This window comes from Salinivibrio proteolyticus (genome assembly GCF_001996165.1).
In the GTDB taxonomy this organism is placed as follows: Bacteria; Pseudomonadota; Gammaproteobacteria; order Enterobacterales; family Vibrionaceae; genus Salinivibrio; species Salinivibrio proteolyticus.
In genome coordinates this window covers 1-12,110 of sequence record NZ_MUFP01000015.1, presented here as the reverse complement: position 1 = coordinate 12,110, position 12,110 = coordinate 1, and the positions used below count along the sequence as shown (strand labels likewise).

Annotated in this window: 19 protein-coding genes; 1 reads left to right on the top strand and 18 read right to left on the bottom strand. The window is 40.1% G+C overall.

Annotated features, from left to right (window positions below):
* Positions 1 to 12: 12 nt before the first annotated feature.
* From BZJ19_RS11645 to BZJ19_RS11560, 18 genes are all read right to left on the bottom strand, one after another.
* Entirely contained in the window at positions 13 to 1,941 is a 1,929-nt protein-coding gene (locus BZJ19_RS11645; RefSeq protein WP_077675763.1) for a phage tail family protein, read from the bottom strand.
* 10 nt (positions 1,942 to 1,951) lie between these two features.
* Positions 1,952 to 2,218 carry a hypothetical protein gene (locus BZJ19_RS11640; RefSeq protein ID WP_131826398.1) on the bottom strand — a complete coding sequence of 89 codons (267 nt, stop codon included), beginning with the start codon at positions 2,216 to 2,218 and terminating at the stop codon, positions 1,952 to 1,954.
* Between the two features lie 7 nt (positions 2,219 to 2,225).
* Positions 2,226 to 2,570 carry a hypothetical protein gene (locus tag BZJ19_RS11635; protein ID WP_077675761.1) on the bottom strand — a complete coding sequence of 115 codons (345 nt, stop codon included), beginning with the start codon at positions 2,568 to 2,570 and terminating at the stop codon, positions 2,226 to 2,228.
* A 19-nt stretch (positions 2,571 to 2,589) separates the two neighbouring features.
* Positions 2,590 to 3,264, bottom strand: coding sequence for a hypothetical protein (locus BZJ19_RS11630; protein ID WP_077675760.1), 675 nt, complete (start codon positions 3,262 to 3,264; stop codon positions 2,590 to 2,592).
* Positions 3,245 to 3,754: a phage tail assembly chaperone gene (locus BZJ19_RS11625; RefSeq protein ID WP_077675759.1), complete on the bottom strand. Its 510-nt coding sequence runs from the start codon at positions 3,752 to 3,754 to the stop codon at positions 3,245 to 3,247. Before BZJ19_RS11625 ends, BZJ19_RS11630 begins: the two co-directional genes overlap by 20 nt.
* Before the next feature lie 22 nt (positions 3,755 to 3,776).
* A complete protein-coding gene (locus BZJ19_RS11620; RefSeq protein ID WP_077675758.1) occupies positions 3,777 to 4,034 on the bottom strand; it encodes a hypothetical protein in 258 nt (85 codons plus the stop codon).
* A gap of 68 nt (positions 4,035 to 4,102) precedes the next feature.
* Positions 4,103 to 4,876: a hypothetical protein gene (locus BZJ19_RS11615; protein WP_077675757.1), complete on the bottom strand. Its 774-nt coding sequence runs from the start codon at positions 4,874 to 4,876 to the stop codon at positions 4,103 to 4,105.
* 22 nt (positions 4,877 to 4,898) lie between these two features.
* Entirely contained in the window at positions 4,899 to 5,117 is a 219-nt protein-coding gene (locus BZJ19_RS11610) for a hypothetical protein (protein ID WP_077675756.1), read from the bottom strand.
* 1 nt (position 5,118) lies between these two features.
* Positions 5,119 to 5,922, bottom strand: a complete 804-nt coding sequence (locus tag BZJ19_RS11605; protein ID WP_077675755.1) for a hypothetical protein — start codon at positions 5,920 to 5,922, stop codon at positions 5,119 to 5,121.
* Between the two features lie 19 nt (positions 5,923 to 5,941).
* Complete coding sequence (locus BZJ19_RS11600) at positions 5,942 to 6,283, bottom strand: hypothetical protein (protein WP_077675754.1); 342 nt, start codon at positions 6,281 to 6,283, stop codon at positions 5,942 to 5,944.
* A 19-nt stretch (positions 6,284 to 6,302) separates the two neighbouring features.
* Positions 6,303 to 6,785, bottom strand: a complete 483-nt coding sequence (locus BZJ19_RS11595; RefSeq protein WP_131826397.1) for a hypothetical protein — start codon at positions 6,783 to 6,785, stop codon at positions 6,303 to 6,305.
* A gap of 698 nt (positions 6,786 to 7,483) precedes the next feature.
* Positions 7,484 to 7,960 (bottom strand): hypothetical protein, encoded by a 477-nt coding sequence (locus tag BZJ19_RS17075; RefSeq protein WP_131826396.1) that lies wholly within the window; start codon positions 7,958 to 7,960, stop codon positions 7,484 to 7,486.
* Positions 7,961 to 7,972: 12 nt separating this feature from the next.
* The gene (locus BZJ19_RS11580; protein WP_077675750.1) at positions 7,973 to 8,287 is read right to left on the bottom strand and encodes a hypothetical protein; all 315 of its coding nucleotides are present in this window, start codon (positions 8,285 to 8,287) and stop codon (positions 7,973 to 7,975) included.
* Between the two features lie 10 nt (positions 8,288 to 8,297).
* Positions 8,298 to 8,576 (bottom strand): hypothetical protein, encoded by a 279-nt coding sequence (locus BZJ19_RS11575; RefSeq protein ID WP_077675749.1) that lies wholly within the window; start codon positions 8,574 to 8,576, stop codon positions 8,298 to 8,300.
* Between the two features lie 3 nt (positions 8,577 to 8,579).
* Positions 8,580 to 8,789, bottom strand: coding sequence for a hypothetical protein (locus tag BZJ19_RS11570; RefSeq protein WP_077675748.1), 210 nt, complete (start codon positions 8,787 to 8,789; stop codon positions 8,580 to 8,582).
* A gap of 162 nt (positions 8,790 to 8,951) precedes the next feature.
* A complete protein-coding gene (locus BZJ19_RS11565) occupies positions 8,952 to 10,076 on the bottom strand; it encodes a helix-turn-helix domain-containing protein (RefSeq protein WP_077675747.1) in 1,125 nt (374 codons plus the stop codon).
* On the bottom strand, positions 10,052 to 10,204 hold the full coding sequence (locus tag BZJ19_RS17115; RefSeq protein ID WP_157891187.1) for a hypothetical protein: 153 nt from the start codon (positions 10,202 to 10,204) through the stop codon (positions 10,052 to 10,054). Before BZJ19_RS17115 ends, BZJ19_RS11565 begins: the two co-directional genes overlap by 25 nt.
* A gap of 76 nt (positions 10,205 to 10,280) precedes the next feature.
* Complete coding sequence (locus tag BZJ19_RS11560) at positions 10,281 to 10,505, bottom strand: hypothetical protein (RefSeq protein WP_077675746.1); 225 nt, start codon at positions 10,503 to 10,505, stop codon at positions 10,281 to 10,283.
* 1,337 nt (positions 10,506 to 11,842) lie between these two features.
* Between BZJ19_RS11560 and BZJ19_RS17280 the strand changes: the two genes are divergently transcribed.
* On the top strand, positions 11,843 to 12,110 hold a 268-nt coding region (locus tag BZJ19_RS17280), incomplete at its 3' end, for a hypothetical protein (RefSeq protein WP_235608223.1).

The window sequence follows — 12,110 nt, the reverse complement described above, 5'->3', positions numbered from 1 at the left end:
ATCAACACCTTATCAATAGTTTGGTAATGCAGCGTTACGCATCGCACGTTGTGTGCCTTCATTAAACTGCTGACTGTCCACTACAACATTTGCAATTTGTTCACCGTCGAGATTAAGCGTTACATTCGCCTGATTCTGCACTTGCACACGTTGCATAGCTTGCACCCTAGCTGCATAAGCGTTTTGTGTAGTTTCAGGTGTTGGTAGTGCCTGCTGTGCTTTAGCTGCTTGCGCTCGTAAATTGTAACTACTTGCAGCACTGGGCATTGTGTTTTGGGGACGTGGGGTAACAGGCTTTGTTGTGCTGGCGGTTTTAGGCATATCATCACCACCTTCCGCCCACTTTTTCATGTTGTCGGTTTTAAGCCAGTCGGGTAAAAAGTTGATCAAATCCGCGATCCAACCTTTGAAACTATTTTTTAAAAAGCCAAACACCATGCTTAAACCATTCTCCCAATCTTCGATAAAGCCTTTAAAGCTGTCTGTTAAGCTGATACCAAACACCTTTTTGAAAATCTTATCTAAAATCTCAAGTGCGGCAGTGATCGGATGGAAACCTGATACAAAATCAGCCCATGCCCCTGTAACCGCTTTTAAGCCACGGACAACCCAGTTCAGCACATCAAGTAAGGGATTGAGGATCGGGCTTAGGGTATTCAGTGCCACGGATAGTACATCACCGATGATCCCAGCAACATTAACAATCAATTCCCCGATTTTACCCAGCATTTCCAGCGTCTCTGGAGATAAGTTACTTGCAAAGGATTTAAAAGCTTGCAGGGGTGCATTAGCAATCACACTAAAAAACGAATCAGTGGCTTTTGTTGCCTCTTTGATCTTTGCTAAATCCTGATCACTAAAACCAAGGTTTAAACTGTCGTATGTTTGTTCAGCCGCTTGACGTCGTTCAGTGTTTTGTAAAGCGTTCGCCAAGCCTGTTAAGTCGTTTGCTAAGCCTTCAAAAGCAAGTGTCCTTGTGCCCACATCCGCATTAGCTAATGTTTTGTTTAAGCTATCTATAATTTTTGTGGGATCTTGCTGACTAAATAAAGCTTTAACTTCTGAAGGTTTTAAACCAGCTTGTAGCATAGCATTTGCAGCATCTACACCTTCGCCACCGCCTTTAAACTGCCCAGATTTTGCATCAAACTCACTGTTAGCTCGAAAATCTTTAGACTTCTCGTTAACGTCTTTAAGCTTATCCGTGTATGCTTCTGTGCTCATCCCCGTCAAGTTACTTGCAACAAAAGCATCACGTTGTAATTGTTGGACGCCTACGCCCGTAAGCTCACTACCACGTTGCAAGTCTTTAAATTGGTCAGCACCAGCATTAACAAGCATTGCACCAGCACCAACTGTTGCACCAACTCCAAGGGCAACGGGGTTTGACGCTAGAGCCAGCAAGCCACCAGCCATACCACCCATAGCACCACCACGGGCAGCTACAGCAGCACCACCAGCCCCAGAGCCACCGCCTACACTACGCTGGCGTTTCTCGTATGCTTTACGTTGCTGTAACTCACGTTTGAAGGCTTGGGTCGTCTTCTGAAATTCGTCCCTGATCTCTTCTTCTGACTTCTTACTTGACAAAATCCGCTTTACATTAATCTGCTGTTCAAGGCTAAGCCGTTGGAATGCTGTTGATCGAAATTGTGTAAGCTTCCACTTTTCAAAAGCTGCTTGTTTACGCTGTTGCTTCTGTAGCTCACGTTGTTGTTTGACTGCGGTTTTATCAAGCTCACCACGCTTAACAGTCTCACTGCGTTTTATAGCAGCTTGAACGCTTTGTTCGTGCTGTATTTCTTTACGTGCTGTATCCGCTTTTAACTTTTGCACACGGGTTTCAAACCGTTGAATACTACGCTCTAAATTCTTTTGAGATTTTAAAAAGCGTTTGTTATCTAACACGCTTTCATACACGAATTGGTGTGTTGTGCTCATATATTATTACCTATAAATTTTGTAGCTCTGGATATTCAGCTTGTAACTCTGCAAGCAACTCTACAGCTTCTAAATCACCTTCGCTTTCCAATGTCTTCAAGTTGTGCAGCATTACTTGTAATCGCTTTAAATGTTGCTTTTTAAGTGCTTCTGCATGTTGTGGGTTATACTGTAATACTAAGTTTTGCTCATAACTTTGCACGTCTGCTAAATCACTTAAAGCTGTTGTGTCGCAGTCTGCAAATAAATTACCTGCATCATCCTCTACATATTCCATACAATTTTTATTCACCATGCTTTCTAAAGTTAACAACTTTTTCGTCCTGTGTGTTAACCTGTTTATCATGTTCTGCATTTCTCATCTCTCTTAATTTCTTGTATTCTTCTAAACTGATAGTTACATCAATTTGCTTTTCACTATCAGTAAGTTCAGTGAGCGGATATTTTTTATCAGCGTATTTTTTAGTAGGGTAATACAACACAGCCGTAATAATTCCCACGGCTGGTAAGCGGTTCCAGCTTGTTATAAACCACACGTTAACAGCTACCCAAAGACAAGCGACAACAACTAAAAAACCGTAATGTTTTGCATATTTCTTATCAATCTTATAGCTGTTGCTGTCATCCATAAATTAAAGTCTCTTATTATTATCGTTTTTGCATTGCTGCTTGGCGTGCTCTCTGCGCTTCTTCGTCTTTATTTCTCGCAGCTTCAAGATTATTTTTCATCACGATCCGGTTATACATTTGTATAAAATCTGGATACGGTAAAGCGGCTACAACATCAAATTGTAAATTATTGCTATCAGCTACTGTGTTAATCCAACTCTCAACACGAAACCGATTTTTACCGAGCTGTGATTCCAGATCTCGCAGTGCTCTGCGTTGGTTCATCGAATGCATGGGGTTCTCATTTAAGTTATCCCGCGCTTTCTGGGCGTTTTTAAGTTCAGTTTGTAGCCAATCTACAGTGCTATCTTTACAATCTGGCTTTGCCTGTTCTTTTGCAAGTTGTTGCTTTAAATGCTTAATCGTATCGTCAGCGAGTTGTTTTGTATTTTCATCAAAACTTAACAGCCGTTCGTGGTGTGTTAAACAATTTACAGCATCATCAAGTAGTGCGTAAGCCGCTGAGAGGGCGTCTATTGCATTTGGGAGTTCACCTTGTCCGATTGTATTAGTAAGCTCTAATAGTCGCTCTAACAGGCTGTCTGATAGCTCTTGTGAGGTTTCAAGGTGGTCAAGGCAATCAAAGATAGTTGTATAAGAAAGGATAGGGAGGGAGCACGTAGCCCCCTTGGTATTACTCGGATTGTTCATCATCGGCTGGCTGTTCCTCTGCTTGTTCTTTACTTGGCATAACAAACAAATCACCCACTTGTGCTTTCAACGCTGTCAGCTTGTCGATGTTATCTTTAAAGAGGTTGCTTGATGTAATCTCACTTGCAATTTGCTCACCAAACACCCACACCAACAGATCGAAAATGTTTAGCTGCTTAGATTCTAAATAGTCATTAATGCGTTCTGGTGTTGCTAATGGATTACTGTCACTTCCGAGGATACTACCCAACAAGGTTACTTGCAGTTCATCGAATAACTCAGCATTACAGTTACGTGCAAGGATATTAAAACATGAAGCTAACATCACTGATCGATCATTACTCATCATCCCATCACCCAGTGATCCAAGGCTTGGTAATACAGCTTTACTCAGCTTGTACATAAGCAATGATTTCTTGATCGGCTGGATACCTACAATCTTAACAATCGTGCCGTCAATCTCAGTGTTTGCTAATACGTTATCGTTATACATTTTGTTCTCTCTCCTTTAATTATTATTGTTGTAGTTGTTCGATTTGAGCTTGCAATGTAGCAATCTCGATTTTTACTTGTTCTGCAAATTCACCTAACACCATGTCTTCCCCGAACTCCTCAATTAAATAACCGTAATTTAAACCACCGATATGATCCGCTTGGTACTCTTCAAGTTTTTGTTCTAACACTTGATCAAAGTTTTCTTGTAAGTGGTCTACACGTTTTTGTAATTTCTCAATTTCTTCTTGTTTACTTTTAATATTAACTATAATGCTCATGTTCTCTTATTCCTCAGTTATTAAAATGGGAGCGCGTAGCTCCCTTTATTGTTGATTATTATCAGCAATTACTCAGCGTCAGCAACTACCCAGACGCTACCTTCTGCACGACGTTTCTTCTCGTATCCCAAGCTGCTTAACATGTCTGTCACTTCACGCAGAGTAAACACGTCTTTCACTTGCTCATGCACGTCTGCTGCTTTAACAGTGTCACCAGCTTGCTTAATAGCTTGTTTTAAAGCTTGTGCAGAATCAGCGTCCTGTTCTTGTTTAGCTAACAATTGCATCATTGAATCGCGTTTACTCTTAGCAGCTTCAACACGTTGCTTTTCTTCGTATTCATCAACAAACTTTTCAACAGCATCAAGATTAAAATAATCATCTTTAGCTTGTTTGTAACGCTTTTTAAACTCAGCATCAATTACCGCTTCAATATCAACTTGGTTTGCTTGCATTACATGATCGGGGCGATTAAGTGCAATCACTTTTTCACCATGACCACCACCACGGTGTTTTTGTGCATCGTCAACAAGTGTGTAACCTTGCTCAAACAGCTTAAATAGTAGTGCGTTCCAGTCGTAATTAGTTGCTGAACGTGTCTGTAAAACAACTTGCGGGAATAAGTAGCCATTCCTTTCGTTTTTACGTGTATTAATTTGCTCTACCCAATGATCTACATTTACCTGCTGAGTAATATGTACTTTAATAAATTCCCAGCCATGCTTTTGTGGAATAAAGCTATCAAACTCTAATTTGATACGCTTCTCTACTTGTTCGCGTGTAGGGGCTACTGTCGAGAATTGCTGGCTATATAGTTCAACGATTTGGTCTAAAGTTTTCATGTTCTATTCCTTATTAGTTATATTATTGGTTTTTAGTAAAGATTAAATGTTGCGCTGTCACATGGCTATTTTGTTTTACGTAATAACCCAGCACGTTTAGAAATTGTGTCACTGTTGCTGTAAGGTGTAATCGTTGTGGTAACTCACTCACAATTTGCACACAAACTTCATCAGCTTCAAGTTCGTTTACTTGCTGCATAAAAGTTTCAAGGGTTTTATAGCTAACTGTTAATAGCTTCATATTAAAGCCCCATCACTTGCGTAAAGACTTCTTTTGCAAGCTCCTCGGCTTTTACCACGTCTGTTTCGACTGAGTGCATGATCGCCATAGCAGCCACATAGTCTTGTTGTTCACCGTCCATCTTGTAACCCGATTTAGTAATCATCTTTGACAAGTGATACATAAACGGGGAGTGCGAGATCTTAACAACTTCGCTTGTCTTGTTATTTTTTACAAGTAAACATTCTTCTACTTCATCAAAAGTCATATCATAATTTCGGTTCGCCTTGCTGATAGCTTGGCGAATAATTTCCTGATCACTCTTTTTAATCTCAGCTTGCTTAGCTGCTGACTCTTTAACTGCCTTATGTTTGGCTACCCACGCTTTAAGTTGCTCACTGCGGGAATCAGCTTGTGTTTTTGGCTTACTATAGCTTTTTTCTACAGTGTTAAATGTTGGTGTATTAGCTTTCTTCACAGACTTCATCAAGGTAGCTGCTTTGAAGGTCTTTGAATACCACTCTTTAAGCTCCTCGACGGTATCAAGTGAGGTCAGTGTATGACGGTTAACAATGATCTTATCTGCACGTTCACTTGTTACACTGTCACTGTTTAACGCTTTGTTGTTAGCATTGGTTTTGTAGTGTGTAATAGTTGGTGAGCCACCGTTCTCACTGCTAACAATTTCAACACGATCTTCTCCACCTGCAGTGAGATTAATCTTGATACTCTTAACATTGCCATTGGGGTAAATCTCTGTGTCAACATCAGTATATTCTAATTGACGTGTTCCTGTCGCCATTTTTAAAAATAAGTATTTGCTCATTGTCTTCTACCTTTATTTGTTATTTACGCTTAAAAAATGAAATGTTGTGTTCTGCTGCATCTGTGTGTAACAGCTTCCAGCCATGCGAATTAATAATCTGAGACACAGTAAATAGCTGTCCGTGGCTAAGTGTTGTGCTTGTCACCACTTGTAGTTGTGTTGCGTCATCTGCAATTTTTGCAAGCTTAACATCAAGTGTGTGAATATTTGCGGGGGTAATATGTAGCGATTTGCGAATAGAGATCGGAGGGTTTTTATCAAGCCCCAGCTTTTTTAAACTTGAGTAAACCCGCTTCTTTAGTTCTGCGTCTGCATTGCACTGTTTTAATAGTGCTTGCAGCTTTCGTGTCGTGTTTGTCATTATCTGTTTTCCACCTTTATTAACTTAATTTATACAGCTTAAATGGCTGAGTGCGCCCGCTGTTTACATATTTGTCTGTGTCTGTATAGTTACTTAATGTACTTGCTGATACACCTGTCAACTCTGCAATTTCCGATAATCCAAAAAACACTTCACGACTTTCATTCAAATTCCTTGCACCCGAGTAATACAGCAAGTAAATGTTCTGGTGCGCTTCTCTGGCTGAATCTTGTTTTGTATAAAAAGTGCAATTTTCTGGGGAGTAATCGCCTTTATCGCCTAAGCGGCTGAGGCATAATTCATTGCGTTTGTCATATTCCCAGTTGCTTTCGCACACTACCCACTTACAAAACGTCGGGAAGCTGCTCCATTCTTCACATACTTCTACGTCTTTGTATTGTGGCTTGCTAAGGCACCGATGGTGCATATTATTCCACATGCAGTTAATTGCACTACGTGTTTGCGGGGGTAGTGTATCTACTAATTCATCGTTCCACTTCATATTCCTGTATTCCTGTATTGTTATTATTATTTATTGTTGTTATTTATAGTTTTTCTACTTTTCGCAGCACTCTAAACTTTTTAACAGCGTTGCGAATTAATTGTGCTTGTTTTAAGTAACCCTTTTTTTCGAGTCGTTTTGCATGACCATACGCTGAGCTAATTAATAACTTGTTGTGTGTTAGTAGCTGCAAAACTTCTGCTTCGTCAGCATATAATTTTAAATTCATTTCGATATGTAACCCTTATCTTAAAGTGTGGAGGTGTGTTATTGATTCATGTGTCATTAGTATCCAATACCAAAAAGGTATTCATCTATAGTTAAAAAAGAAGCACCGTTTCGGGTGCCGTCTTTAAATAACAAAAGGAATAATGTTTTATGTAGAACCATGAATCATGTAAAAGGAGGTGATACCTTGAAAAACCCCCGCTTGTGGAAGCGGCTCTGACGGGCTAAAACTTTGGTATCGTGTGGGAAAAAGAGGCCGGAGGAGGCGGAAAACCCACAAGTTTTAATCAACTCAACACGAGGAAGTGAGTATTTTTCAATTTTGAGAAGCTAAGGAGAAATCACAAAACAAAAACTTGCTAATAAAGCTAAGTAATCTATATTTCTTTACCTTATAATACTATTATAGCGCGAATGAGAATAAGAATCAATACCATTTAGATATTTATTTCAACTTTTTTATTGATTTTCTATTTAAGGTGTGTGCCGTAGAATGCTGAGATTTTAAATACAGCATCAAGGGGTAATCTGTAGCTTATTTTATGCAGGGTTAAATCGTCTTCTGGATACAATTTAACGAGCTGTGCTACCAGCGCGTCTACATCTTCTGGTAAAGGTGATTTTGCTGCTAGCATTTTGTAGTATGTCTGCTGGATTAACTGCTGCTCTGGGAAATTAGGATCATTTGCAGGTGATTCTTCTTTTTGCTGCTTTACTGGCTCTGGTGGCTTGCATTCATCGCTACAATAACAACTTTTTTGCATCGGGTAGCTTAGCGTCACAACCTTGTTACAGTTTAAGTTGAGGCAACTGTATTTATAAATCCCTTGTCTGCGTAATCGTTTTTTCTCTTTATCGCACTCAGGATTAAAGCAAAGGTGGCGAGGATGTCCCGCGTTTGGTGTAAACTCTGATCTGCATATGCAGCATTTTCTTGTTTTCTTCAATATTTCCTCCTTTTACTCAACTTGCATAATCTTGGCTAATCGCTCGATGTCAGCAATTAAACCGCCTGATTGCTTCCCGCTAGCTTGTATTTTCTGCATTAATTCAACTGGGCTATAGTGCGTCCCAGGCTTGCGCAGTGGCTTACGTTTACGCTCAAAATACCAAACCACAAAAAACCCGATCTCCCCGCACTTTTGCATAGTTCGATACTTTCGCCACTCATGCCGATCAAGCCCAAACTCAACACCGTCAACCGTCATTGATCCGTATGGGAGGGCGTTTCCACGCCCGTCATTTGCTTGCTTAAACTCTACTTTACTTGTCATTGTTAACCCCTTACCCCCGCTTGTGGAAATCTTCGAGCGACTCAACAAAGCTGTAATTTAAAGCCAGCTTGCAGTTTTCAAGGATGTCCCTATACTGATCAGACACAACGTCCCGCAAGCAATCATTCCCGTATGCTTCGCTATCAAGTGAGTAAATAAAATCAAGGGTTTCTTGTGCTTGTTTAAGCCCCGCAAGTTCTTCTGCTGTTGGTTCATAAAATCGAATTGTTGTAACTCCGTCAGTGTGGGTTACGTCTGGCACTGCATTTGCTGATAGTAAGTTCATCATTGCTTATTTCTCCTCGTTGGTGTCGGTGTCGTTGGTGGTAGTGTCTTCATCGCCCATGTCAAAACCTTTTCCGGTGTCGGGTTGTGGGTTCTCAATGTTTTCGATGATGCTTAAAGCAATTTGTTTGGTGATAGGGCAATCACGCTTTTTGCTCAGGAGGTTCTTAAGGGCTTCAATTTCGACGGTGTTAATTTTGTATTCTTTAAAATTCATATTCTTATTCCTTCTGGTTATATATATAAAAAAATTCCACCGATCAGCGTGTGGGCTGATAGTGCGGGGTGTCATTATGTGTATTAGCTTTAGCTAAATAGGTGTACTCAAAGTTGAGCTTACCAAGGTGTAGCGGGGAGGGGTTATTATTCGTGTAGCAGCTTAGAAAGGGATCTGGTCGTCTAATTCGTCGTCTTCTTGATGCTGCTCTGGTTCAGGTGTTGGCGCTGGGACGTTTTCACCTTCAATCTTTAACTTTACTCTGCTTGCTGTAGTAGCATCCAACTGATCAATCCAGTCACGGAATACAAGCCCCGCAAGTGCTGAGATCACTTCGTCATTATCCAAGGTTTCTAAGCGATGGGTTAATGGGTTTAAAAAGTATCCCGCACCTTGGGCGCGGTTTGCATAATCTGCATCTGCTCTAATACCTCCCCTTTCAAGATAAGCAAGCAACCACTGTTTACTGTCATCGTTGTTACTGTCCGTTACCCTGTCACTGTTAAAACCTGACTCAACATCAGGGGTTGTCGCAGGTAAAACAAAATCTTCCGCACACTGTTCTAACCCTTCTTCTTCGTCGCCCCAAGGATCCATGTCAGGATCAACATGGTCATCCAGTGTAGGGGTGAACACCCATTGTTCTGAGGTGAACACAAAAGGTTCTGGCTTGGCTGTCGCTGGTTCCAACGTTTCTTGATAACTACGTGTGAAATCTACAATGTCTTGCTTGGTGATCTCTCGGTTATCTTTATCAAACCCGATTGCAAACTTATTCCACGCTTTGAGTTTTTCTGGATTGTCTTCGTATAGTTTTCGTTGCTTAACGATGATCAGGTAGTTGTCAACTTTTTTGGGCTTGTCTTCCTTGGCCTGTTCTTTCTGCTTCTGCTTTTCTCGACGGGCTTTGTTACTGTCTGCTCTGTGTGATTTGGCGGGATAACTTACAAGATCTGCTTGCAAGGGTTTAACTTCGTAAGTGTTACAATTACCGTTTTCAGAGTGCTTAACGAGCAAACCAAGGTTAACAAGATAATCAATGTATTTGGTTAAAGTGTTACGTGAGCCGATCCCGAATCGCTGGATAAGCGTCTCATAGCTTGCATAACCATTTTCGTTAAGCTTTCCATCAGCTTGCAGTTTGGCAAAGTAAGAGTACAAAACCTTGTGGTGTAAGCTTAGAGTTTTACCTGCATATTGGCAAATTGAGGAAATTTCAAAAGGTAGTGCTGTAAACTTGTCAAGTTTGTTCCAGTTGATTTTTACTTCTTGGTGCTCTTGTGACATACATTGTCCTCTTTATTGTTATAGGTTTGTAGAATTGCTTGTTCAATCAGTTTAGTGGGGGATACGCCATGTTCCCGCGCTAACGGCATCAGTAAATCAAGTAAGTGATTTGGTATTTTGTAGTTCATTGAATAACCTCCTTTTATAACTAAATGTTATATACAGCGAATTGCACGACGATGCACACACATATAAGTAAAGAAATCATTGTTCCAGCTCCATAATCCACGCATGGGTTTTGAGAAGGTTCATTGCTGCTTTAATATAAAAAGCCTTTTCAATCTGTCCATGTGCCTTGGCTCGTTGGTGTCGCACTGCCAACGCTCGGGTATTCGTCTTATTACTCAAAACCTCATTAATAATCACTTGCGTTTCAACAGGTGCCGCTTTCACCATATCTTCAAATTTTTGTAGTAGGTAATCTTTCATCTGCTTTATGTCTCCATTTTAAACACACAAAAAGGCCGTGGAAGCTGTATAGCTCCAAAGCTGGGTAAGTGTGTTCAGGTTGGGTGTTTATGGTGTAAGAAAGGGTAAGGGAGGCTGTCAGCTAACGTTTAGATAACGAATCACATAAGAGAAAACCTGAGTTTAATAGTAGTGTCAGCTTCGAGACATCCCGTCCTTAGTATTAGTGGGGAGAGAATGACAAGGATTGCAAACCATCGACGAATGAAACATCACCTGTCAATCTCTGAGGTAATGCCAAGGGTGAAAATCCCTGATCGTTAGTGAATGTATTCATCCCTCAACAACACCTCATACAATAATTATGCCATTATTTGTGACCAATGTCAACCTTTTTGATTGACTTTATATAGGTTAGGGTGTTATCTTTTAAGGTTTTGTGTTTTTCTTATTACATACACCGATTTTAACAGTAAAATTATCATTCACCAAATTTATTTTATGTCAACACAGAATTTAAGATATTGGGACATAGGTGCCCTCAAAGTTGAGGTTAGCAGGATTAGGAAGGTAGTCACCAGTTCCCCCATATGAACCGGTTAGATTTGAGACCGCTGGCGGTTCCATTACACAACCAGTTCACTCGTATGATCTGGTCAAGGATAGGTGTTAACCGGATCACCCGTATGAACCGCTTATAGTTTAATATATGCAGGGTTAAGATAGGGAACCAGTTCACCCATATGATCTGGTTAGTAATATAGACCAGTTCACCCATATGAACCGCTACCGGATCACCCGTATTGCCCCTATAATAATATGTATAGAGCTTCGCTCTCTAAAAGTAATAATGCTCTAAGTGCTCTGTCCGTTCCTTCGTCTCTTCCAGATCACTTACGCTCGTTACCTCGCTGTCCCAATAATAATTGAACATCGTTCACTACGTTCGTTCCTCACTCCATGAACATCTGATTCAACATCAACTTATTCTTCGTTGTGTTTCATAGCCTACGGCGTTCTTTTCTTTTTAGATTGAGATAATCTTTTATAAAGAGATAGTAATAATATTCAAGCAATCACTACGTTCCTACGTCACTCCGTTGACTGCTTGTGTGTTAAGACTTTAGCTAACGCTAATATTGTGTTGTCCTGTAGACATTGAGATAATCTTTAAAGCTACGCTTTGGTTTGAGGTAAGTATAAGAGGATCGTTCCTGTCGTCACTACATCAACCCTCTGTGTCGTTCCTCCTTGATGGTTGTGTTCCTCTAAGTGTGTGTTTTGATATGTTGCAGTAAACTTTGAAGCTGTTAATGTTAACTGTGGTTTTTATTAACAGAGTTTGTGACTGAGGATTTATGAAAAAGAGAAGAGCAAGAAAATCACGGGTTAAGAAGAAATTAAACAGATCGAGTTTAGAAGATACCGTTGGAATTAAAGAATTATTAGAAGCCTCTTTTAGATATACAACCAATATCATTATGATTGTTTTTATCTCAGCAATAGGGAAAGCTATATATAATTGTGAAGGTTTTACATTCTATACTGTTGCGACTTTATTAATAGTTTTTATTCTAATTGTTAGTAATGTAATTTGGTACATAGTTTATTATGTAAAGAGTTTAC

Coding starts and splice junctions, on each gene's coding strand:
- BZJ19_RS11645 (WP_077675763.1), bottom strand. CDS start 1,941: ATGAGCACAACACACCAATTCGTGTATGAAAGCGTGTTAGATAACAAA.
- BZJ19_RS11640 (WP_131826398.1), bottom strand. CDS start 2,218: ATGGAATATGTAGAGGATGATGCAGGTAATTTATTTGCAGACTGCGAC.
- BZJ19_RS11635 (WP_077675761.1), bottom strand. CDS start 2,570: ATGGATGACAGCAACAGCTATAAGATTGATAAGAAATATGCAAAACAT.
- BZJ19_RS11630 (WP_077675760.1), bottom strand. CDS start 3,264: ATGATGAACAATCCGAGTAATACCAAGGGGGCTACGTGCTCCCTCCCT.
- BZJ19_RS11625 (WP_077675759.1), bottom strand. CDS start 3,754: ATGTATAACGATAACGTATTAGCAAACACTGAGATTGACGGCACGATT.
- BZJ19_RS11620 (WP_077675758.1), bottom strand. CDS start 4,034: ATGAGCATTATAGTTAATATTAAAAGTAAACAAGAAGAAATTGAGAAA.
- BZJ19_RS11615 (WP_077675757.1), bottom strand. CDS start 4,876: ATGAAAACTTTAGACCAAATCGTTGAACTATATAGCCAGCAATTCTCG.
- BZJ19_RS11610 (WP_077675756.1), bottom strand. CDS start 5,117: ATGAAGCTATTAACAGTTAGCTATAAAACCCTTGAAACTTTTATGCAG.
- BZJ19_RS11605 (WP_077675755.1), bottom strand. CDS start 5,922: ATGAGCAAATACTTATTTTTAAAAATGGCGACAGGAACACGTCAATTA.
- BZJ19_RS11600 (WP_077675754.1), bottom strand. CDS start 6,283: ATGACAAACACGACACGAAAGCTGCAAGCACTATTAAAACAGTGCAAT.
- BZJ19_RS11595 (WP_131826397.1), bottom strand. CDS start 6,785: ATGAAGTGGAACGATGAATTAGTAGATACACTACCCCCGCAAACACGT.
- BZJ19_RS11580 (WP_077675750.1), bottom strand. CDS start 8,287: ATGACAAGTAAAGTAGAGTTTAAGCAAGCAAATGACGGGCGTGGAAAC.
- BZJ19_RS11575 (WP_077675749.1), bottom strand. CDS start 8,576: ATGATGAACTTACTATCAGCAAATGCAGTGCCAGACGTAACCCACACT.
- BZJ19_RS11570 (WP_077675748.1), bottom strand. CDS start 8,789: ATGAATTTTAAAGAATACAAAATTAACACCGTCGAAATTGAAGCCCTT.
- BZJ19_RS11565 (WP_077675747.1), bottom strand. CDS start 10,076: ATGTCACAAGAGCACCAAGAAGTAAAAATCAACTGGAACAAACTTGAC.
- BZJ19_RS17115 (WP_157891187.1), bottom strand. CDS start 10,204: ATGAACTACAAAATACCAAATCACTTACTTGATTTACTGATGCCGTTA.
- BZJ19_RS11560 (WP_077675746.1), bottom strand. CDS start 10,505: ATGAAAGATTACCTACTACAAAAATTTGAAGATATGGTGAAAGCGGCA.